Consider the following 21,197-nt stretch of genomic DNA (forward strand, 5'->3'; position numbering starts at 1 on the left):
GTCAGAACCGGGTCATTTGCTGCGGTTTCATGCCCTTGCGGGCCACAATCGTTCGCTGCTCGGCATCCTAGCCCTGACGGGGCTTGTGCGCAATCGAACGAGGGTCGAAAGGGGTCTCGACCACTCACCCGTTCCAGGGGTCGGCGGCGATCGCGCGGGCCAGCGCGGCGGATCCGCCGGCCAGCACCGGCGCGCCGTGCGTGACGAGCACGCGCTCGAGGTCGAGCGCGGCCAGCGGTTCCAGCGAGGGCGCGAGCCGGTCGCGGTACCAGGCCCGCCGCTGCTCGGTGAGCTCGTGCTGCACCCACACGCGCAGCTCGCCGGCCGGCTCGGCCACGATCGCGTCGCCGATCGCCAGCGCGCGGTGCTGGGGCACGTAGATCGGCATCTCGTTGCGCCGCGGGTTGCCGATCGCGTGGGCGCTGAGGCCGTGCGGGAGCGCGTCGGTCGGTGTGATGGCCTGCAGCGGCGCGTCGTCGGGCAGCCGCGCGGCGACCCGCTCGTGGGCGAGGATCGTCACGGCATGCTCCTCGCCCCACCGGCGCCAGGCCGCCTCGGTGGAGCGCACGTGGTAGCCGATGGTGATGGCGATCAACAGCGCCTGCCCCGCTGCGACGATAGCGTCCAGACCGGCGGGCGGCTCGCCCTGCGGATCGAACAGCGGGTCGACCAGCAACGTGTCGGCACCCACCCGCAGCGCGTAGCTGCCCACCTCGGCCCCGAAGTCGCCCCGCTGCTGCGGATGCCACTCGGGATGGCGCTCCGTCCAGTGCCAGATGTCCGGCGCGATCTCCGTCAGCGCGGCGGGCACGGCGCCGGCTCAGTCGCCGACGGCGGACGCCTCACGGGCAAACGCCCGCACGGCGTCGTAGGCCATCTCCAGCGCGTAGCCGCGACGGACCAGCAGGCCGAGCGCGCGCTCACGCCCCCGCTCGTCATCCGGAGCCACGCGCAGCTTCGTGCGCAGCACCTCGACCGCCGCCTCCAGCTCCTCGTCAGGCCCACGCCCGGCGAGCGCGGCCTCGACATCGTCGGGGCCGACACCCGCCTGCGCGAGCCGGCGAGCGATCCGGTCGGGTCCCCACCCATCCAGCGCTCGCCGATCCTCGGCGTACAGCCGCGCGTATCGCGCGTCGTCGAGGTAGCCCTGGGCCTGCAGCTCGGCCACGGCCTGCTCGATCTCGTCCGGCTCGACCCGCTTGTCCTCGAGGTGGCGTCGCACCTCGGTGACCGTGCGGTCCCGGCGCGACAGGTAGCGGAAGGCCGCGTCCATCGCTCGCTGCAGGCGCACCGCGGGATCCGCCGGCGCCGCAGCGCCGAGCTCGTCGTCGCCGATCGAGAAGTTCATGACGACGGCAGGCTCAGACGTCGGCCACGAGCAGCCCGTCCTCGGGCATCTCCGGTGCGATGTCCTCGCCGGCGTCGATCGGGGTCACACCGTCCGGGTCGAAGCCCAGCGCCGCGTAGACCTTGCCCTGGATCTCCTCGCGCACCTCGGGGTGCTCGTCCAGGAACAGCTTGGCGTTGTTGCGCCCCTGTCCCAGCCGCTCACCGTCGTAGGAGAAGAACGAGCCGGACTTGCTGACGATGTCGTGCTCGATGCCCAGGTCCAGCACGCAACCCGAGGTCGAGATGCCCTTGCCGAACTCGATGTCGAACTCGGCCTGGCGGAACGGCGGCGCGACCTTGTTCTTGACGACCTTCACGCGCACGCGGTTGCCGACCGCCTCGGTGCCGTCCTTGAGCGTCTCGATGCGCCGGATGTCCAGGCGCTGGGACGCGTAGAACTTCAGCGCGCGGCCACCCGGCTGCGTCTCCGGCGAGCCGAACATCACGCCGACCTTCTCGCGGATCTGGTTCGTGAAGATGCAGAGCGTCTGGGTGCGGTTCAGGTTGCCGGCCAGCTTGCGCATCGCCTGGCTCATCATGCGCGCCTGCAGGCCCACCGTCTGATCGCCCATCTGGCCCTCGAGCTCGGCTCGCGGGGTCAGCGCGGCGACGGAGTCGACGGCGATCACGTCGACGGCGTTGGAGCGCACGAGCATGTCGGCGATCTCCAGCGCCTGCTCGCCGTAGTCCGGCTGGGAGACGAGCAGCTCGTCGATGTCCAGCCCGATGCGCTGGGCGTACAGCGGGTCCATCGCGTGCTCGGCGTCGATGAACGCGCACACGCCGCCCAGCTTCTGCGCCTCGGCGAGGATGTGGTAGATCAGCGTGGTCTTGCCCGACGACTCCGGGCCGAAGACCTCGACGATGCGTCCGCGCGGCACGCCGCCGATCCCCAGCGCGAGGTCGAGCGACAACGCGCCCGTGGGAACCGCGCTGACCTTCACGCGAGCACCCTCGTCCCCCATGCGCATGACGGAGCCGGTGCCGAACTGCTTGTCGATCTGCGCGAGCGCCCCCTGGAGGGCAGCGTCGCGGGCCTTCGCGGCCTTCTCCTGCTCGGTGACGCTCATCTCAAGTCTTCCCATTCTTCGTTGGACTGGACACATGGTGAGCGTGGCACCGGACGGATCACAGGGAAACACCTGTTCGCATCAAAAGTGCGGCGAAATGGCGACAACGCAACCCATTCCAGCCCCGCCGCGCGGCAGCGCGCCCAGTTCGCCCACGCACGTCGGCACCCGGCTTCCCACACCGCCCCCGCCAAACGCAGTACTTTCCGAGTGCTAACCGAGCAAAGTGAAGGGGTTCACGCACCGATGCCGCGCCCGCCACACCAAAGTCACCCGAGCGCGATGGCGCTCGGTGAAATAGGTTCTCTCCCCGGAATGCCCCAGAGACGCCGCATGGACCCCACGGCTCGGCGCCGTGACATCCTCGATCACGCACGCGACCTGTTCGCCGAGCGCACGTACGGTGACGTCACCACGGCCGACATCGCCCGCGCCTCCGGCGTGACCCGCGCGCTGGTCCATCACTACTGCGGCGGCGTCCACGACATCTTCCTGACCGTGGCGGCCGAGTTCGGCTCCACGATGGCCAGCGTGCGCAACCACGGGCTGGAGATGCCCTTCGAGGAGCGCGTCGCGGCCAACTGCGTCGCCTACCTGGACGTGGTCGAGGAGAACACGCACCTGTGGCTGGCGATCATGGGCCAGGTGATCCCCGACTCCGACGCGCTGGAGCTGCTGCGCATGGGGATCGAGCTGAACATCGAGCGCATCATCCAGCTCAACATCGACGTGCTGCACGACACGCCCGAGACGCGCGTCTGCCTGCGCTCCTACATCGGCTTCATGACCGTGGCCGTGCGCGAGTGGCTCGGCGGCCGGGCCACCCGTCCGCAGACCGAGCGGCTGCTGACGACCACGCTCATCGCCGTCGTGCGCGAGTGCGTGCCCGCCGTGCAGTCGGTCGCGTAAGCAGCTAGTCGCGCTCGCCCAGCAACAGCCGGCGCAGCAGGTGCAGCGCCACCGTCGTCGAGCGGTCGCGCACGTCGAAGCGCCCGCCGGGCAGCTGCACGCGTCGCGTGATCCGCCCGGTCTCGTCGCTGATCGAGAACCAGACGGTCCCGACCGGCTTCTCCGGCGAGCCGCCGCCCGGCCCCGCGACCCCGGTGATGCCGATCCCGATCGAGGCGCCCAGCGCCCGTCTGGCCCCGTCGGCCATCGCCTCGGCGACCTCCTGGGACACCGCGCCGACCCGCGCGATCAGGTCGGCCGGCACCCCGGCCAGCGCCGCCTTGGCATCGTTGGCGTAGGTCACCAGACCGCCCGGGAAGTAGTCCGACGAGCCGCTCAGCTCGGTCAGGCGCCCGGCCAGCAGCCCGCCGGTGCACGACTCGCACGTGGCGACCGTGCGCCCGCTGGAGCGCAGCAGATCGGCCACCTGCTCGTCGACCGTGCGGCCGTCGTCGGAGAACAGCGTGTCGGCGTGACGCTCACGCACGAAGGCGGCGAACGCGTCGTAGGTGGCCTGCGCGGCGGGCTCCCAGCGCGTGACGATCTCGATCTCGCCGCGGCGCAGGCACGTGGTGATCTCCAGCGTGTCGATGTCGATGCCGCTCTCGCGCGCCCGGCGCAGCGTCTCGGCGATCTCCGACTCGGGGATGCCGAACAGCCGCAGCATCTGCGAGCGGTAGGTCGTGGCCCCCGCGATCGCCGCCAGGAACGCCGGGCTGGAGCGCACGGCCTCCCACATCGGTTGCAGCTCGCGCGGCGGTCCGGGCAGCACCACCACGACGGGACCGGTCGCGCCCTCGGCCGGCGGCACCACGAGCCCGGGCGCCGTCCCGATCGGATCGAGGATCTCCGCGCCCGCCGGCACCACCGCCTGCTTGCGGTTGGCCGCCATGATCGCTTCCTCGTCGAGGCCGGAACCGGCCCACCGGCGGCGCAGCCGGCGCAGGATCTCGGCGATCTTCTCCTCGGTGGCCGCGTCGAGCACCATCTCGCGGCCCTGGAACTCCCCCACGATGTGCGCGGTGCGGTCGTCCTCGGTCGGCCCCAGGCCACCGCTGGTGACCACCACGTCCATCCCGGCGTCGGCGAAGAACCGCAGCGCGCTGAGCATGTCGGCGTCGCGGTCGCCGACGACGATCGTGTGGGCGTGATCGACGCCCAGCCCGGCCAGCTGCTCGGAGATCCAGCCGCCGTTGCGGTCGAGCACGCGCCCGGTCAGCACCTCGGTGCCCGTGACGACGATGCCGGCGCGAGCGCTCACGTCGCGCAGGTCGGGCGGCGCGCCTCGGACAGCTCGGTGCGCCCCTTGGAGGTGAACCGGTAGCCCAGCGGCACGGAGGAGTCAGGGACGTCGAAGGCCTTGCCGTTGACCCGGATGACGGCCGAGCCGTTGCCGAGCGTGATGTCGAAGCGCTTGGCCTTGAAGGTGTCCGAGGTGGCGCCCGGCTCGAGCACGAGCTGGTTGATGACCGGCTTGCCGTCGGCCTCCAGGCAGACGTAGACCGCGGCCTGGGGATCGACCTGCAGACGGATCTTCTTCGGCTTGGCGGGCGTCTTCTTCTCCGGCGTGGTCTCGGTCGTCGTGGGCCGCTGCTCGGTCGTCGTGGTCGACGCGACGCTGGTCGTCGGGGTGTCGTCGTTGCCGCCGCGGCCCAGGATCCACAGCGCGCCGACCAGCACGGCGAGGGCCACGATGCCGATCCACACGCGCTTCCAGGCCGACCCGCGCTGGTCGCCCTGGGTCCGGCGCTGGCCCGGCGGCGCGATCGGCTGCAGCTCGACGTCGCTGAGGCGCTCGTGCTGGAGCTTGTACTCCTCGACCAGCCGCCGGCCGTCCAGCCCGAGCGCGTCCGCGTAGGTGCGCAGGAAGCTCTTGACGTACGTGGGACCGGGCAGCAGGTCCCACTCCTCGTTCTCCAGGGCGCGCAGGTACTTGGCCCGGATCTTCGTCTGGGCCTCGATCTCCGAGATGTCGATGCGGGCGCGCATGCGCGCTTCCCGCAACGTTGCGCCGATCTCGGCCATGGGCGTGAGGCTACTCGTCGTCCGGAACGGGGACGGGCTGCGCCTCTGGCGCGTCGCCGCTCCCCTGGGTGTCGCGCAGCGCGGCGATGAAGCGCTCCGCGTCGGCGGGGCCGACCAGCACCTGGCGCGGCTTGGACCCCTCGTAGCCGGAGATCACGTTGCGGCGCTCGAGCATGTCGATCAGGCGGCCGGCGCGCGTGTAGCCCAGCCGCAGGCGCCGCTGGAGCATCGACGTGGAGGCCGTGCCCATCTCGGCCACGAGCCGGATCGCGTCCTCCAGCAGCGGATCCTCGTCCGGATCGAAGTCGTCGGGGCCGCTGGCCTCCTCGGGCGGCGACTCGTCCTCGATCTCCTCCAGCAGGTCCTCGCGCAGCTCGGGCTCGCCCTGCTTGCGCCAGAACTCCGTGATCGTCTCGATCTGCGGCTCGTCGATGTAGGCGCCCTGGATGCGCTGCAGCTTGGACGAGCCGACCGGCGAGAAGAGCATGTCGCCCTTGCCCAGCAGCGACTCGGCGCCGTTCTGGTCGAGGATCACGCGCGAGTCGGTCTGCGAGCTCACGGCGAAGGCGATGCGCGACGGCACGTTGGCCTTGATCATGCCGGTGATCACGTCCACGCGCGGGGACTGCGTGGCCAGCACCAGGTGGATGCCGACCGCGCGGGCCTTCTGGGCCAGGCGGATGATCGAGTCCTCGACGTCGGCGGGCGCGACCATCATCAGGTCGGCGAGCTCGTCGATCACGCACAGGATGTAGGGCAGCGCGGTCTCGCCCCGGTCCTCGCGCCGGCGGTTGAGCTCGGGCAGCGACCGCGTCTTGGACATCGACATGATCGAGTAGCGCTCCTCCATCTCCTTGACCAGGTTCTGGAGCGCGTTGGCGGCCACGCGCGGATGCGTGATCACCGGGGTGAGTAGGTGCGGGATGCCCTCGTAGTGGTTGAGCTCGACCTGCTTGGGGTCGACCAGCACGAGGCGCACCTCGTGCGGGGTCGCGTTGAGCAGCACCGAGCTGAGCATCGCGTTGACGCACGCGGACTTGCCGGCGCCGGTGGTGCCGGCGACGAGCAGGTGGGGCATCTTGGCCAGGTCCGCGCCGATCGCGCGCCCGGCCACGTCCTTGCCCAGCCACACGGTCAGCGGCGACCAGTCCTCGGGCTTGTCGCTCATCACGTCGCCCAGCTGGACGATCTTGCGGTTCTCGTTGGGGACCTCGACGCCGACGGCGGTCTTGCCGGGGATGGGCGCCAGGATGCGGATGTCGGTGGCCGCCAGCGCGTAGGCCAGGTCGTCCTTGAGGTTGGCCACCTTGCTCATCTTCACGCCGGGGGCGAGGCGCACCTCGTAGCGGGTGATGTGCGGGCCGGCGACGGTGCCGACGACCTTCGCGTCGACGCCGAAGTGGCCCAGCGCCTCGATCAGCGCGAGCGCGGTCTTCTCCTGGCCGGCGGTGTCGGGCTTGATCTGCGCCGCGGTCGAGCGCGGCAGCACGCGCGTGGACGGACGCTTCCACACGAAGTCGGGGTGGTCGGTGACCGAGGCGCGGTAGCGGCCCTGGGGCGTGATGTCGTCGGGGCCGATCTCCAGCACCTGCGCGACGTCCTCGTCGAGCTCGGGCTCCTCGAGGTCCTCGTCCTCGATCGGCTCCTCGAACAGCGGCTCCGGGTCCCCCAGGATCGGCGCGGCGCTCGGCTCGGCGGGCTCGTCGAAGAACGGGCGCTCCTCGATCGGGTCGGAGACCAGCGACGGCTCGTCCTCGAAGACGTCGGCGAAGCGCTCCTGCAGGTCCTCGACCGGGCGCTTCCTGCCCCCGCGGGTCACGCGCGGCTCGTCGTCGGGCTCGGGCACGGTGACGCGCCGGCTGCGCGTCGCCTTCGCGGCGGCCGGCTTGGCCGCGCGCAGCGAACGCGTCGTGTCCGACACCTGCGAGTGCGTGGCCTTCAGGACGCCCGCGACGGACGCGCCGGTGAGCAGCAGCACGGCGGCCAGGAACAGGAACAGCGCGACGATGTGGCTGCCGACCGTGCCCAGCAGCGTGCTGGTCACCCAGTACAGGCTCTCGCCGACCGCGCCACCGCGGTCCTTGAGCCAGTCGGCGTCCCACGAGACCTGCGAGCCGCCGGGCCCCAGGCCGAACGTGCCCGCGGCCAGGGCCAGCGTCAGCCCGCCGAGCAGGCAGATGCCCCCGGAGCGAAAGGGCCGCACCGCGGGCAGCACCGGGCGCAGGATGACCAGGCCGCCGGCGACGAACAGCGCCAGGGGGGCCAGGTAGCGGACGGTGCCGATGATCAGGCCGAGGCCGTCGACCAGCCCGGCGCCGGCGCGGCCGCCCTGCCAGCCGCCCCACAGCAGGAACGCCAGGAAGATGCCCAGGGCGACGAGCCCCAGGCCGATCAGGTCGAGCTGGCGTTGCTCGAGGACCGGCTTGCGCGCGGGTGAGCGACGGGCCCGCGTGCGGGGCTTCGACTTCCGTGGAGCGGGCTTCTTCTTCGTGGCGGCCATCAGGCGCGCTTCTTCGACGCGCGGTCGCTATTGCCTGCTCTTTAGGTTCCGACGTACCATCGCTGAATGTCCGAAGGACGCTCTCCGCGCGTGCTCGTCGTCGAGGACGACGAGGACATCGCGCTCGCTCTGCAACGCTCGCTGCGTCTGGAGGGCTACGACGTGCGCATCTCGCGCGATGGTGCGGTGGCCCTGGACGACGTTCGCCAGTTCCTCCCCGACCTCGTGCTGCTCGATCTGGGCCTGCCCAAGGTCGACGGGATCGCGGTCGCGCAGCAGATCCGCTCTGACGGCGACATCCCGATCCTGATGCTCACCGCGCGCGACGCCCTGGAGTCGCGCGTCGAGGGCCTGGACTCGGGCGCCGACGACTACCTGGTCAAGCCGTTCGAGCGCCAGGAGCTGCTGGCGCGCATGCGCGCCCTGCTGCGCCGGCGCCCGCCCCGCGGGGAGGCCAACCTGGTCGTCGGCGATCTGACGCTGAATCCCGACACCCACGAGGTGCGGCGCACCGAGCGCGACATCGAGCTGACCCAGCGCGAGTTCGAGCTGCTGGAGTTCCTCATGCGCAACGAGCGCATCGTCGTGTCGCGCCAGCGCCTGCTCGACGAGGTGTGGGGTTACGACCCGTTCTCGACGACGAACACGATCGAGGTGTTCGTGTCGAACCTGCGCCGCAAGCTGGAGGCGGGCGGCGAGCCGCGGCTGCTGCACACGATCCGCGGCGCGGGGTACGTCCTGCGTGCTTGAGCGGGTACCGATCCGCTGGCGACTGGCCGGCACGACCGCGATCCTCACCTTCGCGATCTTGTGCACGTTCGCGCTGGTGGTCGGTGAGCTGACGCAGGACCGCATCCGCTCGGACTTCGAACACGACGTCGCCGCCGGCGTCATCAACCTGCGCGACGACATCTCGATCCGCATCGAGAACGACCGCCTGGTCAAGCCGTCGCAGTCGATGCTGGACCTGTACGCGGGGTCCGGTCACGCCGTCATCCGGCTGCTGACCCAGGACGGGCGCGCGCTGCGCACGACGAAGGACGCCCCGGCGCTGACCGGTTCCGACCCGTTCGTGCAGACCCAGGAGGTCGACGGGTACCGCGTCGAGACGCGCCCGGTGCAGCTGCAGCCGGCGGGCATCGTGCTCGTCCAGTACGCGCGCCGCGTGTCGGACATGGAGTCGACGCTGGAGCGCGTGCGCCTGTTCCTGATCTTCGGCGTCCTGGGCGGCACGGCACTGGCGCTGCTGGCCGGCCTGGCCATCGCCCAGCGGGCGATGGCCCCGATCGCCGCGCTGACCGCGCGGGCCGAGGAGATCCGCCGCACGCGCGACCCGGGCCGCTCGGTCCCCGTGCCCCGGGCCGACGACGAGATCGCCGAGCTGGCCCGCACGCTGGACCGCATGCTCCGGGCGCTCGACGCCAGCGCCCACGAGACCGAGGCGGCGCTGATCCGCCAGCGCGAGTTCGTGGCCGACGCGTCCCACGAGCTGCGCACGCCGCTGACCTCCGTCCTGGCCAACCTCGAGCTGCTGGCCGAGACGCTGGACGGCGACCAGGGCGACGCGGCCAAGTCCGCGCTGCGCTCGTCGCGCCGCATGCGCCGGCTGGTGGCCGACCTGCTGCTGCTGGCCCGCGCCGACGTGGGCCGCGAGTCGATCCGCGAGCCGTTCGACCTGTCACGCGCCGTGGTCGCCGCCGCGGGCGAGCTGGAGCCCGTGACCGGCGATCACGACCTGACCGTCGACGTCGAGCCGGTCGTGGTCGTGGGCGCCCGCGACGACCTGCACCGCGTCGCGCTGAACCTGATGGACAACGCGATCAAGCACACCCCCGGGGGCACGCACGTCCACGCGAGCCTGCGCCGCGAGGGCGACGACGCGGTCCTCGAGGTGATCGACGACGGCCCCGGCATCCCCGAGGAGGACCGCGCTCGCATCTTCGAGCGCTTCGTCCGCGGTGGCGGCGAGGTGGCCGGCTCCTCCGGCCTGGGCCTGGCCATCGTCCGCGCCGTGGCCCAGAGCCACGGCGGCGAGGTCACCGTCGGCGAGGGCGAGGACGGCCACGGCGCACGCTTCGTCGTGCGCATCCCCGCGGCCAACTCTGCGGTCGAGGGCGACATCGCCCCCAGCGCGCCGGCCTTGGCCCGCTAGGCCCCGTTCGACGCGGGTGTTGCGCCGCCCGTAGCATGTCGGCGATCCACTCAAGGTACGGAGACCGAATGCGCCGACGACTCGTCCCGATCGGCGCCTGCGCCGCAGCGCTGGTGACCTTGGCGCTTGTCGCGCCCAGCAACGCCTTGGCGGCGTCCTGCACGCCCGACGCGGTCACGATCACCGACGCTGACAACGACGGCAAGTACCTCCACCCGCCGGAGATCGCCAACGTCACAGCCTCCGTCGACGCCGCTTGCACGCTGCTGATGACCGACGCGATCGCCAACCGCCCCTCGGGGCTGCTCTCGGCCGATCGGCTCTATTGGTGGCTGGACGTCGACAACAACCCGGCTACCGGACGACCGAATGGGCCGCTCGCCGGCGTGGAGTTCGGGCTCACCCTGACCAACGACGGACAAGGGCAGCTCGTCGATCGCTTCGGGCAGACGATCACGGCGCTCCCCGCCGCGGGCCCATTCGCCGTGGCGGTCGCGGCGAGCATGGTCGGCGTCGCCGGGACATCGACGATCCGCGTCATCGCCTACTCGCAGCAAGCGCCTCCCGGCGCGATCTTCACCGACCCTCCTGGGCTCGCGAACAACTACTTCGACTACGCCCAGAAGCCGGGCGACCCACCGTTCGTCCTGTCGGTCCGTCCGGCGCCCGGTGCACCAACACCGGCCCCCACGCCGACAGCCCCGGCGGCCACCCCCGTGGGCACGGCCACGCAGTGCGTCGTCCCGCGGCTGCGCGGCCTGTCGGTCAGCGCGGCCCGAGGGAAGCTCGTCGCCGCGCACTGCGCCCTGGGCGCCGTGCGCCAGCGCCGCGCGTCGGGGAAGAGCGGCGTCGTGCTGGGCACGTCACCCGTGGCCGGCACCACCGGCGCGGAGGGCACCAAGGTGACGATCACGGTGCGTGCGCGTCCGCGCTGACTTCAGGGCTGATACGGCGGCGCGACGCCCCAGCCCCAGCGGGGGACCGGCGCGTGGGGCGCGACCTCGGCGCCCGGCTGGGAGTTGTGCAGCGCCAGGCGGCTCCCCCACTCGGCGTAGCCCATGATCGCGGCGCGGAACTCGGGGTCGGCGGGCAGGCCGGCATCGTCGGCCGCGCGGCTGAGCAGCGTGACGAAGCGCAGGCGCTGCTCGTCGGCGATGCCCAGGTCGCGGTGGCGGGCCAGCATGTGCTCGTAGCCACCGCGCCGCTCGGTGTACGTCGCCGGGCCGCCCATCACCTCGCTCCACCAGTCCAGCACGTGGTCGCGGTGCTCGCGCGAGACGGTGCCGCCGAACACCGGCCCGAGCAGCTCGTCGGCCTCGACGAGATCGTAGAAGCGCTCCAGCCAGGCGCGGAACGCGTCGCGGCCGCCGGCCCATTCGAAGATCGTGGGCGTTCCCTCGGCGGCCATCGGCAGAACGCTACTCCCCGGCGAAGCTCCGCCGAACCGCGCCGGCGGCCGGCTTGGGGCTGCCGGCGCGCCGGTAGACGCCCTTGAAGTTGATCGGCGGCGCCGGCCGGGGGTTGCCGCCGGTCCAGCCGGGCCGCACCGGGAAGTCGCGCAGCGCCCAGACGAGCGCGCCCGACAGGCGCGGATCGGCGTCGAGCACGCCGAAGGTCCGGTCCAGGAAACGCTGCTGGAAGGCGTAGGTGCCCTTGGTCCGCGCGTCGCCCGAGCGGTTGGCCTCGGCCCCGGTCTCGGTGATGAACAGCGCGGGCGCGGGGAAGCGCGCAGCGGCCTGGCCCAGCAGCGCGCGCAGCGTCCCCGGCAGGGTGCCGCCGTACCAGCCCACGTACTCGTTGAGGCCGATCGCGTCCAGCTCGCCCAGCGCCGGCGAGACGCCGTCCAGCGGGCTGAGCGAAGCGTCGGCGGCGACCAGGCGCGTCGGGTCCAGCGAGCGCACCAGCTGCGCCGCGCGCCGCACGTAGGTGCGCTCGCCCGCGCCGCCCTCCTGCGTCTCGTTCTCCACGCTCCAGGCCATCACCGACGCGTGCGAGCGGTCGCGCGGGACGGTCTCGCGCAGCAGCGCGAGTCCCTGGTCGCCGAGCGGCCCGGCCAGCTGCGCGCCGGTCAGACGCCACACCGGCACCTGCTCCCACACGACGATGCCGAGACGGTCGAAGGCCTCCAGCAGTGCCGGGTGCGGCGGGTAGTGCTCGCGCGTGAAGGTCGCGCCGATGGCCCGCAGCTCGCCGATCAGCTCGGCCCGATCGGCCGGCGTTAGGGCCGCGCCGCGGGCGGCGCTGTCCTCGTGGAAGCTCGCGCCGCGCAGCGCCAGCGGCTCGCCGTTGAGCTGGGCGCGGCCGTCGATGACGCTCCAGGCGCGCACGCCGAAGTGCGTCTCACGCGTCTGGCCGCCCGCGACCGTCAGCGTCGCGTCGTACAGGTTGGGGTGTCCCGGACCCCACAGCAGCGCAGCCGGGATCTCCAGCGAGGCGCTGAGCGGCACGCTGGCGCCGGGCGCGACGGTCCCGGCGTCGCCGCTCAGGCGCGTCGCGAACCCGCCGGGTCCCGAGGCCTCCAGGGTCCAGGTCAGGTCGGCCGCGACGCCAGCGGTGTTGGTGACCGTGGCGCCCATCGTCGCGGGCCCGCCGGGAGCGGCGTCGATGGCCAGCTGCGTCGTGTCGAACCCGGTCAGCCGACGCAGGTAGACCTCGCGCAGGATGCCCGCCGAGTTCCACCAGCCCCGCGGACGGGTCGAGGGCGGCAGCACCCGTGGGCTCTGGCGCCCATCGACCTTGACCAGGAGCGTGTTCACCCCCGGGCGCAACGCGGACGCCGCGAGCTCGAACGGCGCGTAGGCGCCCTCGTGCGCGCCCAGGCGCTGGCCGTTGAGCCATACCTCCGCCCGCCGGTTGACCGCCTCGAAGCGCAGCGCCCAGCCGGTGGTCGCGGCGTCGGTCGGCGGAGCGACGAACCGCTCGCGGTACCACCACACGCCGGCGCGGAAGCCGCGCGCCGTCAGGTCGCGGGCGTTGAACGCGTTGGGCACCGACACCGCTCGCCACCGCGCCGAGCCGGCCGGCCGCGACGCCCAGCCCGCGTCGAGCAGGTAGCGGCCGGTGGGACCGTCGGCGTACAGCGCCCGCTCGACCGGCACCGTCGGCGCCGCCGCCGCGGTCGCGGTCGCGGGCACGCCCAGGCCGGCCAGCAGCGCGGCGATCAGCAGGCGTCGCATCTCGCGGCTGGAACCCGCTAGCCGCGCTCGAGATGCGCCAGCGCGATGCGCTCCTCGACGGGATCGACGTCCTCGCCACGCTCCAGTGCGGCCACCACATCGTCCAGCGTGCGCCCCGAGCCGGTGAAGACCAGCCGGCCGTCGCGCGGGATCAGCGCGGGAGCACCGCCCGCGCACACGCCGCAGTCGTCCTCGGAAGCCATCGCACGCATTATCGGCGAAGACGGCTCTCGTCAGCGGGTCACAATTGCAAGTCGCTAGCGTCTGCTTCTCCTTCAACCGCTTCCCGCACCTCAGGCTTATCCGAGTCGGTTGGTAGGATTAAGAGCGTGATCTTCACCACGAAGGCGGAATACGGCGTGCGGTTGCTCGTCGAGCTGGGCCGCCAGGATCTGGACTCTCCGGTGTCGCTGAAGGCCATCGCGGAGGCCGAGAGCCTGCCGCTCGGCTACCTCGAGCACGTGGTCGCCCTGCTGCGCAAGGCCGACCTGGTCGAGTCGCGACGCGGCGCCCGCGGCGGCTACCGGCTGGCGCGCCCCGCCGAGATGATCACGATGGATCAGGTGGTGCTCGCCCTCGAGGGCACGATCGCCCCGATGGACTGCTTCGTCGAGGAGTGCGACCGGCGCGTCTCGTGCTCGCACATCGAGGACGGCGGCGCCGGCTGCGCGACGCGGATGCTCTGGACGCGGGTCCAGGACGCGGTCGTGGACGCGCTGCGTCACACCACGCTGGCCGAGCTCGTGCAGTTCGGCGGCGCGACCGAAGCCCACCCCCTCTTCTCCCTCTCCAACTAGGAAACGCGACTTCACAACCACATGGCCAATCTCGAGATCCGAAACCTTCACGTCCAGGCGGGCGACAAGCAGATCCTCAAGGGTCTGGACATCGACGTGCACAGCGGCGAGGTCCACGCGCTGATGGGCCCCAACGGCTCGGGCAAGTCGACGCTGGCCAACGCGATCATGGGTCACCCGGGCCTCGAGGTCACCGAGGGTCAGATCCTGCTCGACGGCCAGGACATCACGCAGGCCGATCCGGACGAGCGCGCGCGCCTGGGCTTGTTCATGGCCTTCCAGTACCCCGTCTCGATTCCCGGCGTGACCATCACGAAGTACCTGCGCATGGTCATGAACGCCCATCGTGAGGCGCGCGGCGAGGCCGACATCTCGCTGAAGGACTTCCGCAAGACCGTCGAGGCGGCGATGGAGCTGACCAACGTCCCCAAGGACTGGTCCTCGCGCTACCTCAACGAGGGCTTCTCCGGCGGCGAGAAGAAGCGCCTGGAGATCCTCCAGCTCGCGCTGCAGCAGCCGCAGATCGCCGTCATGGACGAGACCGACTCGGGCCTGGACATCGACGCGCTCAACGTCGTCTCCCACGGCGTCAACACCGTGGCCAAGGGCAGCGGCATGGGCACGCTGATCATCACCCACTACCAGCGCATCCTGCACCTGGTGCAGCCCGCGCGCGTGTCGATCATGTTCGACGGGCGCATCGTCAAGGAGGGCGGTCCCGAGCTCGTCACCCAGCTCGAGGCCAACGGCTACGGCTGGATCCGCGACGAGGTCGCCGCGAACGCATAGCCATGGCCGCGACCGCTGACACCCTCGACGTCCGTAGCGAGTTCCCCGTCCTGGAGCGGGAGGGTCTCGTCTACCTCGACAGCGGCGCGACCTCGCAGAAGCCGGCCGTCGTCATCGAGGCGATGGACGACTTCCTGCGCCATCACAACGCCTCGGTCCACCGCGGCGTGTACCCGCTGGCCGTCGAGTCGACCGATCGCTTCGAGGACGCGCGCGAGCGGGCGGCGTCGTGGCTGAACACCCCCACGCGCGGGACGATCTTCACGAAGAACGCGTCCGAGGCGATCAACCTCGTGGCCTACACGTGGGGCCTGGAGCACGTCGGGGCCGGTGACACGATCGTCGTCACCCAGATGGAGCATCACTCCAACGTCGTGTCCTGGCAGCTGCTGGCCCAGCGCGTCGGCGCGACGATCGAGTACGTGCCGATCGACGGCGAGGGGCGCCTGCAGCTCGACGTCCTCGACGAGCTGCTGGCCCGCGAGCCCAAGCTCGTCGCCGTGGCCCACGCCTCCAACGTGCTGGGCACGATCAACCCGGTGGCCGACATCGTCGCCCGGGCCCGCGCCGCCGGCGCCGTCACGCTGATCGACGGCGCCCAGGCGGTCCCCGCGATGGCCGTCGACGTCGGCGCGATCGACGCGGACTTCTACGTGTGGACCGCGCACAAGGCCTACGGTCCGACCGGGCTGGGCGTCCTGCACGGCCGCCCGGAGATCCTCGAGGCGATGCCGCCCTTCATCGGCGGCGGCCACATGATCTCCTCGGTCGGCGACCAGACGTCGACGTGGGCCGCGATCCCCGCGAAGTTCGAGGCGGGCACGTCGCCGATCGCCGAGGCGGTCGGGATGGGCGCCGCCGTGGAGTGGCTGCAGGGGATCGGCATGGACCGCGTCCGCGCCCACGAGCTGGAGCTCGTCGAGTACGCGATGGACGCGTTGTCGGAGGTGCCCGGGATCACCATCCACGGCCCGCGCGACCCGCGCGACCGCGGCGCCGTCATCTCGTTCGCGCTCGACTACGCCCACCCGCACGACGTGGCCGAGATCGTCGCCCGCCGCGGCGTCTGCGTCCGCGCCGGCCACCACTGCGCGCAGCCGCTGATGCGCTGCCTGGGCGTCGGCGCCACCACGCGCGCGTCCTTCGCCGTCCACAACGATCGCTCGGACGTCGACGAGCTGGTCGCGGGCCTGGGCGACGTGCACGACCTGTTCGGAGACGCCTGATGGACGAGCTGTACCGCGAGCAGATCCTGGAGCACTACAAGCGCCCGCACAACTGGGGCGAGATGGATGCTCCGGACATGCAGGCCGAGGATCACAACCCGCTGTGCGGCGACGAGCTGAAGGTCATGCTCCGGGTCGACGACGCCGGCGTGATCGAGGACATCCGCTTCTCCGGCCACGGCTGTGCGATCTCGCAGGCCGCCGCGTCCCTGACCTCCGACGAGGTCAAGGGCATGAACGTCGACGACCTGCTCAAGCTCGACCGCGAGTTCGTGCTCGAGCTGCTGGGCATCGACATCTCGGCCACGCGCATGAAGTGCGCGCTGCTCTCGCTCAAGGTGCTCAAGGGCGCCCGGCTCGGCGCGGCCGTCGAGTGGGAGCCCGAGACCCCGAAGTCCGAGGCGGAGGCGCGATCCTGATGGCCGAGATCGTGGACGTCTGCCCCGTCGCCGAGCTCCCCCCGGGGGCGCGCAAGATCGTCACCTGGGAAGACCTGGAGATCGGCGTCTTCAACTGCAATGGGGAGCTGTTGGCGATCGAGGATCGCTGCTCCCACGACGATGGGCCGCTCGCCGAGGGCGAGTTGGACGTGGCGCAGTGCACGATCGAGTGCCCGCGCCACGGCTCGCTGTTCGACCTGCACACCGGCAGGCCGAAGACGTTGCCGGCCTACGTCCCCGTAGACACCTTTCCCGTCCTGATCCAGGACGGACTGATCAAGCTGGAGGTCAACTGACACCATGGCCACTCCCGAAGTGATCGCGGAGCAGGAGGCCCTTGCGAACATCAACTCGGATTACACCGAGCGCTATGGGTTCCACGACGCGGAGAACTACCTGTACAAGGCCCCCAAGGGCCTGACCCGCGAGCTCGTCGAGAAGATCTCGGAGTTCAAGAGCGAGCCCGAGTGGATGCGCGAGTTCCGCCTCAAGGCGCTGGACTACTTCCTCGCCCGTGACATGCCGACGTGGGGCTCCCCCATGCTGGCCGAGGTCGACTTCGACAACATCCACTACTTCGTGCGCGCCTCCGAGCGTTCCGAGCGCTCCTGGGACGACGTGCCCGACGACGTCAAGAAGACGTTCGACCGCCTGGGCATCCCCGAAGCCGAGCGCCAGTTCCTGGCCGGCGTCGGTGCGCAGTACGAGTCCGAGGTCGTCTACCACCAGGTCAACGAAGAGCTCGAGAAGCAGGGCGTGATCTTCACCGACATGGACACGGCGCTGAAGGAGCACCCCGACCTTCTGCGCGAGTACTTCTCGACGATCATCCCGCCCAACGACAACAAGCTCGCGGCGCTGAACTCCGCGGTGTGGTCGGGCGGCTCGTTCGTGTACGTCCCGCCGGGCGTGCACGTCGAGATGCCGCTACAGGCCTACTTCCGCATCAACACGGAGAACATGGGCCAGTTCGAGCGGACGCTGATCATCGCCGACGAGGGCTCCTACGTGCACTACGTCGAGGGCTGCACGGCGCCGACGTACTCGTCGGACTCGCTGCACTCCGCGGTGGTCGAGCTGATCGCCAAGCCCGGCGCGCGCATCCGCTACACGACCGTGCAGAACTGGTCGAACAACGTGTTCAACCTGGTCACCAAGCGCGCGATCGCCGAGACCGACGCGACGGTCGAGTGGGTCGACTGCAACCTGGGCTCCAAGCTGACCATGAAGTACCCGGCCGTCTACCTGATGGGCGAGCGGGCGCACGGCGAGATCCTGTCGATCGCCTTCGCCGGCACCGGCCAGCACCAGGACGCGGGCGGCAAGATCGTCCACGCCGCGCCGAACACGACGAGCAACATCTTCGCCAAGTCGATCTCCAAGGACGGCGGGCGTTCCTCCTACCGCGGTCTGCTCGAGGTGGCCAAGGGCGCGCACGGTTCGCGGTCGAAGGTCGTCTGCGACGCGCTGCTGCTGGACGAGGAGTCGCGCTCGGACACCTACCCGACGATCCGCATCGGTGAGGACGACGTCGACGTCGGACACGAAGCCACGGTCTCGAAGGTCGGCGAGGAGCAGCTGTTCTACCTCCAGTCCCACGGGATCTCCGAGGAGGAGGCGGGCAAGCTGATCGTCAACGGCTTCATCGAGCCGATCGTCAAGGAGCTGCCGATGGAGTACGCGGTCGAGATGAACCGCCTCATCGAGCTGCAGATGGAGGGATCCATCGGATGACGGACGTGGCCACGGAATTCCTCTCCGCGCGGAGGGCCCGCGCGCTCGACTCGCTCGGTGCGATCGTCATGCCCGCGTTCCGCGGGACGCCGGGCTGGGAGTTCACCCCGATCGACAAGCTCGACCTGGACGGCTTCACGCCGGCCGCCGGCGGCGAGTCGACGGGCCTGATCGCCCTCGATGGCGCGCTGATCCCGGCCGAGGGCGACCTCGCCGAGGGCGCCATCGTCATGCCGCTGGCGCTGGCCGCCGAGCGGCTGCCCGACGTGGTCGAGAAGCACCTCGGCTCGCTGGTCGACGGCACCTCGCCGTTCAGCGCGCGCAACGACGCGCACTGGACCGACGGCGTGCTGGTCTACGTGCCGCGCAACACGGCCGTCGAGGACCCGATCCTCATCACCAACACGCACGAGCAGACCGGCACCGCGCTGCACTGGCGCACGCTGGTGGTGCTCGAAGAGGGCGCCGAGGCGACCGTGTTCGACCAGACCGTGTCGGCGGAGGATGCCGGCGAGGGTCTGATCAACGGCGTCGTGGAGCTCGTCGTCGGGGCCAACGCGACGCTGCGTTACGTGGGCGTCCAGGACGTCAACGAGCAGACCTGGGTGTTCGGCAACGAGCGCGCGACGGTCGGCCGGGACGGCACGCTGGACTGGGTCACCTTCGGCTTCGGCGGCAAGGACGGCAAGGTCTTCCTCGAGACGACCCTGGCCGAGCCCGGCTCGACCGCCCGCGTGACCGGCGGCTACGCCACGCGCGGGCGCCAGCACCTGGACTTCGACACCCGCCAGGAGCATGCGGCGCCCGACACGATCTCCGACCTCGCCTTCCGCGGGATCCTCGGCGACCGGTCCAGCGCGGTGTGGCGCGGGATGATCAAGGTCGATCCCGGTGCCCAGCGCATCGACGCCTTCCAGGAGTGCCGCAATCTCCTCATCTCCAAGAAGGCCCACGCCGACGCGATCCCGGGTCTGGAGATCCTGGCCAACGACGTCCGCTGCACCCACGCCGCGGCCATCGCCCAGATCGATCCCGAGCAGCTGTTCTACCTGCGCTCCCGCGGGCTCGAGGAGCCCACCGCCCGGCGCCTGGTCATCGAGGGCTTCCTGGGCGCGCTCCTGGAGCGCTTCCCTGAGGGCCCGCTCCGCGAGACGCTCGCGGAGGCACTCGACACCCGTCTCGAGGCGGTGCTCGGCGCCTAGCGCGCCGGGCCCGCGCTCGGCCTTCTCTACGTCAGCGCGATCGCGGCCGCGCGACGGACTGTCGCGGCCGTGTCGGGTGGGAGCCAGCTCGTGAGGTCCCGGACGGCATCGTCGATCCTGCCCTCCGTGCTGGCCATCAGCACCGACTGACGGTCGCGAACACACGCCGGCACGCCACGCGCCGCCGCGGCGGCGATGATCACACCCTCGGCTCGGATGCCAGCCGACGCCGCGCGAAAGCCGCCCGCGACGCCGAACGGCTTCGGCGCCAGCGCCCAGACAGCGACCGAGGTCGGGCCGGTCTCGGCCAACAGCGCCGTCGTCGCTGCCCGCAACTCTTCCAGCGCCGCGGGCATCGCGTCGGCGCCCGACCACTCGACGATCACCTGTTCGATCAGGCACTCGCCGTCCACAGCGACGACGGATGCCTCAGCCGATGCGTCCTCGTGCGAGCGGCAGTACACACCGACGGTGGTCATGCTCGATCTGTACCCGCTCCGGTCGTCACCGTTACGAATATCCTGACCCGTGGTGTTGACCCCGGGCCAGGACTATCGGAACTTCTTGCCGGGCGCGAAGATGCCGCCGAGCACCGGGCCGCCGTCTCGTGCCCGCATGGTCTACAGCGTCGCTTGGCCCGTCGCGTTCTTGAGTGCGGCCGCACTGACCGGCGGGTGGTGGCTGCTGTGCGCGGGGATCGGGGGCCTGATCGGACTTGCCATCAGCCTGCTCGAACTGGTTCGCTGGCGCCGGAACGCGGACCGCAGTGCTACGCCCAGCGACGCCGGCTGACCGCGCCGCGGTCGTCGGTCTCGTCCTCACCGAGGATGACGCGTGGGCGCGAGCGGCCCCGGTGTCGGTCGACGAGGCGGGCGAGCTGGTCGACGCCTACGGCGTGGGCGTCGTGTTCGAGCGCGACGGGCGGCTGGTTGGATACGCCGCGCGCGGTGAGGGCCGCAAGTCGCTGGTGCTCGTCGATCCGGCCACCGATCCCGCGCCTGCGCTGACCGCGCTGGTCGCCTGGCTGGCGCAGCGCGGCGGACGCGAGATCGCGACGTACGCCGGAGACCTCGGGCGCATCGGCTGGCTGGAGGCGCACGGCTTCACCGCTCGGCGCGCCGTCTTCGATCTGGTCCGCGGTGTCGACCCTGGACCTGCTGCGGCGGTATGGCCGGCGGGCGTCGAGATCGATCAGGAGACGGCCGCTGACGAGTACCGCCGCTGGGTGGCGCGCCGCGCCGGCGAGCCGGTGGCCTGGAGCGCCAGCCGCGTGTTCGTCGACGGCCGTGGCTGGATCGAGCGCCTGGAGGTCGCGCCCACCGCCGGCAGTCTCGGACTCGAGCGCGCGCTCCTGCTCCACACGCTCGCCGACCTGCGCGACCGCGGCGCCACGTCCTTCGCCCTCAACGTCCAGGGCGAGAACGCCGAGGCGATCACGCTGTACCGCGACGCGGGCTTCGAGATCGAGCGCGAGTGGCGCGACTTCTCGCGGTAGCGGATCCTGGATAGGACGCGGCGATGAGCACCCCTCCCCTCTGCCCCTCCTGCGGCCAGCCCGCCAGCCAAGGTCTCGCCGACACCGATCCCGGTTGGGAGTGCCGCAACGAGGCCTGCCCGGAGTTCGGCCAGCCGCTGCGCGACGACGAGACGTCCCGGGTCGAGCCGCCCGATCCCGGTGACGGCGCGGCGGGTCGCGTGGCCTGAGCACGAGCGAGATTCACAACCGCGATATCGCCCACCTGTAGGGTC

At 71.3% G+C, this 21,197-nt stretch carries 23 protein-coding genes; 13 read left to right on the plus strand and 10 right to left on the minus strand.

Annotation, left to right across the window (positions count from 1 at the left end; genetic code table 11):
- Positions 1-124: 124 nt before the first annotated feature.
- Genes ACZ5UI_RS08165 through recA form a run of 3 tightly spaced genes read right to left on the minus strand, consistent with a single transcriptional unit; the run spans position 125 to position 2,459 of the window.
- Positions 125-811 carry an MBL fold metallo-hydrolase gene (locus tag ACZ5UI_RS08165; RefSeq protein WP_464196076.1) on the minus strand — a complete coding sequence of 229 codons (687 nt, stop codon included), beginning with the start codon at positions 809-811 and terminating at the stop codon, positions 125-127.
- Between the two features lie 9 nt (positions 812-820).
- Complete coding sequence (locus tag ACZ5UI_RS08170; RefSeq protein WP_464196078.1) at positions 821-1,348, minus strand: regulatory protein RecX; 528 nt, start codon at positions 1,346-1,348, stop codon at positions 821-823.
- A gap of 13 nt (positions 1,349-1,361) precedes the next feature.
- Positions 1,362-2,459, minus strand: a complete 1,098-nt coding sequence (gene recA, locus ACZ5UI_RS08175) for a recombinase RecA (RefSeq protein ID WP_464196080.1) — start codon at positions 2,457-2,459, stop codon at positions 1,362-1,364.
- Positions 2,460-2,774: 315 nt separating this feature from the next.
- Between recA and ACZ5UI_RS08180 the strand changes: the two genes are divergently transcribed.
- Entirely contained in the window at positions 2,775-3,368 is a 594-nt protein-coding gene (locus ACZ5UI_RS08180) for a TetR/AcrR family transcriptional regulator (RefSeq protein WP_464196082.1), read from the plus strand.
- 4 nt (positions 3,369-3,372) lie between these two features.
- On the opposite strand, the gene ACZ5UI_RS08185 is transcribed toward ACZ5UI_RS08180, so the two are convergent.
- Genes ACZ5UI_RS08185 through ACZ5UI_RS08195 form a run of 3 tightly spaced genes read right to left on the minus strand, consistent with a single transcriptional unit; the run spans position 3,373 to position 7,932 of the window.
- Positions 3,373-4,668, minus strand: coding sequence for a competence/damage-inducible protein A (locus ACZ5UI_RS08185; RefSeq protein WP_464196084.1), 1,296 nt, complete (start codon positions 4,666-4,668; stop codon positions 3,373-3,375).
- The gene (locus tag ACZ5UI_RS08190; protein WP_464196086.1) at positions 4,665-5,432 is read right to left on the minus strand and encodes a helix-turn-helix domain-containing protein; all 768 of its coding nucleotides are present in this window, start codon (positions 5,430-5,432) and stop codon (positions 4,665-4,667) included. Before ACZ5UI_RS08190 ends, ACZ5UI_RS08185 begins: the two co-directional genes overlap by 4 nt.
- A gap of 10 nt (positions 5,433-5,442) precedes the next feature.
- Positions 5,443-7,932, minus strand: a complete 2,490-nt coding sequence (locus ACZ5UI_RS08195; protein ID WP_464196088.1) for an FtsK/SpoIIIE family DNA translocase — start codon at positions 7,930-7,932, stop codon at positions 5,443-5,445.
- 66 nt (positions 7,933-7,998) lie between these two features.
- Between ACZ5UI_RS08195 and ACZ5UI_RS08200 the strand changes: the two genes are divergently transcribed.
- The 3 genes from ACZ5UI_RS08200 (at position 7,999) to ACZ5UI_RS08210 (ending at position 11,019) form a co-directional block, all read left to right on the plus strand.
- Positions 7,999-8,682: a response regulator transcription factor gene (locus tag ACZ5UI_RS08200; RefSeq protein WP_464196090.1), complete on the plus strand. Its 684-nt coding sequence runs from the start codon at positions 7,999-8,001 to the stop codon at positions 8,680-8,682.
- Complete coding sequence (locus ACZ5UI_RS08205; RefSeq protein ID WP_464196092.1) at positions 8,675-10,084, plus strand: sensor histidine kinase; 1,410 nt, start codon at positions 8,675-8,677, stop codon at positions 10,082-10,084. Before ACZ5UI_RS08200 ends, ACZ5UI_RS08205 begins: the two co-directional genes overlap by 8 nt.
- A gap of 68 nt (positions 10,085-10,152) precedes the next feature.
- A complete protein-coding gene (locus tag ACZ5UI_RS08210) occupies positions 10,153-11,019 on the plus strand; it encodes a PASTA domain-containing protein (protein WP_464196094.1) in 867 nt (288 codons plus the stop codon).
- Between the two features lie 2 nt (positions 11,020-11,021).
- Here the strand turns inward: ACZ5UI_RS08210 and ACZ5UI_RS08215 are convergent, their stop codons facing one another.
- From ACZ5UI_RS08215 to ACZ5UI_RS08225, 3 genes are read right to left on the minus strand one after another with little or no spacing between them, the layout of a single operon-like run.
- On the minus strand, positions 11,022-11,492 hold the full coding sequence (locus tag ACZ5UI_RS08215) for a group II truncated hemoglobin (RefSeq protein WP_464196096.1): 471 nt from the start codon (positions 11,490-11,492) through the stop codon (positions 11,022-11,024).
- A 10-nt stretch (positions 11,493-11,502) separates the two neighbouring features.
- Complete coding sequence (locus ACZ5UI_RS08220; RefSeq protein WP_464196098.1) at positions 11,503-13,260, minus strand: glycoside hydrolase family 2 protein; 1,758 nt, start codon at positions 13,258-13,260, stop codon at positions 11,503-11,505.
- Between the two features lie 17 nt (positions 13,261-13,277).
- Positions 13,278-13,463: a hypothetical protein gene (locus ACZ5UI_RS08225; protein ID WP_464196100.1), complete on the minus strand. Its 186-nt coding sequence runs from the start codon at positions 13,461-13,463 to the stop codon at positions 13,278-13,280.
- Between the two features lie 126 nt (positions 13,464-13,589).
- On the opposite strand from ACZ5UI_RS08225, the gene ACZ5UI_RS08230 reads away from it, so the two are divergent.
- From ACZ5UI_RS08230 to sufD, 7 genes are read left to right on the plus strand one after another with little or no spacing between them, the layout of a single operon-like run.
- On the plus strand, positions 13,590-14,057 hold the full coding sequence (locus ACZ5UI_RS08230) for an RrF2 family transcriptional regulator (RefSeq protein WP_464196102.1): 468 nt from the start codon (positions 13,590-13,592) through the stop codon (positions 14,055-14,057).
- Between the two features lie 21 nt (positions 14,058-14,078).
- Positions 14,079-14,846 carry a Fe-S cluster assembly ATPase SufC gene (gene sufC, locus ACZ5UI_RS08235; protein ID WP_464196104.1) on the plus strand — a complete coding sequence of 256 codons (768 nt, stop codon included), beginning with the start codon at positions 14,079-14,081 and terminating at the stop codon, positions 14,844-14,846.
- Positions 14,847-14,848: 2 nt separating this feature from the next.
- On the plus strand, positions 14,849-16,072 hold the full coding sequence (locus ACZ5UI_RS08240; protein WP_464196106.1) for a SufS family cysteine desulfurase: 1,224 nt from the start codon (positions 14,849-14,851) through the stop codon (positions 16,070-16,072).
- Positions 16,072-16,491, plus strand: a complete 420-nt coding sequence (gene sufU / locus ACZ5UI_RS08245) for a Fe-S cluster assembly sulfur transfer protein SufU (RefSeq protein WP_464196108.1) — start codon at positions 16,072-16,074, stop codon at positions 16,489-16,491. The genes ACZ5UI_RS08240 and sufU overlap by 1 nt, the downstream gene beginning before the upstream one ends.
- A complete protein-coding gene (locus ACZ5UI_RS08250) occupies positions 16,491-16,808 on the plus strand; it encodes a Rieske (2Fe-2S) protein (protein ID WP_464196110.1) in 318 nt (105 codons plus the stop codon). The genes sufU and ACZ5UI_RS08250 overlap by 1 nt, the downstream gene beginning before the upstream one ends.
- Positions 16,809-16,812: 4 nt before the next feature.
- Positions 16,813-18,246, plus strand: a complete 1,434-nt coding sequence (sufB, locus tag ACZ5UI_RS08255; RefSeq protein WP_464196112.1) for a Fe-S cluster assembly protein SufB — start codon at positions 16,813-16,815, stop codon at positions 18,244-18,246.
- Between the two features lie 5 nt (positions 18,247-18,251).
- Positions 18,252-19,448, plus strand: a complete 1,197-nt coding sequence (sufD, locus tag ACZ5UI_RS08260; RefSeq protein ID WP_464196114.1) for a Fe-S cluster assembly protein SufD — start codon at positions 18,252-18,254, stop codon at positions 19,446-19,448.
- Positions 19,449-19,474: 26 nt separating this feature from the next.
- On the opposite strand, the gene ACZ5UI_RS08265 is transcribed toward sufD, so the two are convergent.
- Positions 19,475-19,927: a hypothetical protein gene (locus ACZ5UI_RS08265; RefSeq protein ID WP_464196116.1), complete on the minus strand. Its 453-nt coding sequence runs from the start codon at positions 19,925-19,927 to the stop codon at positions 19,475-19,477.
- Between the two features lie 287 nt (positions 19,928-20,214).
- Between ACZ5UI_RS08265 and ACZ5UI_RS08270 the strand changes: the two genes are divergently transcribed.
- Together ACZ5UI_RS08270 and ACZ5UI_RS08275 are read left to right on the plus strand one after the other, a co-directional pair.
- Positions 20,215-20,943, plus strand: coding sequence for a GNAT family N-acetyltransferase (locus ACZ5UI_RS08270; protein WP_464196118.1), 729 nt, complete (start codon positions 20,215-20,217; stop codon positions 20,941-20,943).
- Positions 20,944-20,966: 23 nt separating this feature from the next.
- Positions 20,967-21,152, plus strand: coding sequence for a hypothetical protein (locus ACZ5UI_RS08275; RefSeq protein ID WP_464196120.1), 186 nt, complete (start codon positions 20,967-20,969; stop codon positions 21,150-21,152).
- Positions 21,153-21,197: the final 45 nt, after the last annotated feature.

This window comes from Conexibacter sp. JCM 18997 (genome assembly GCF_055391915.1).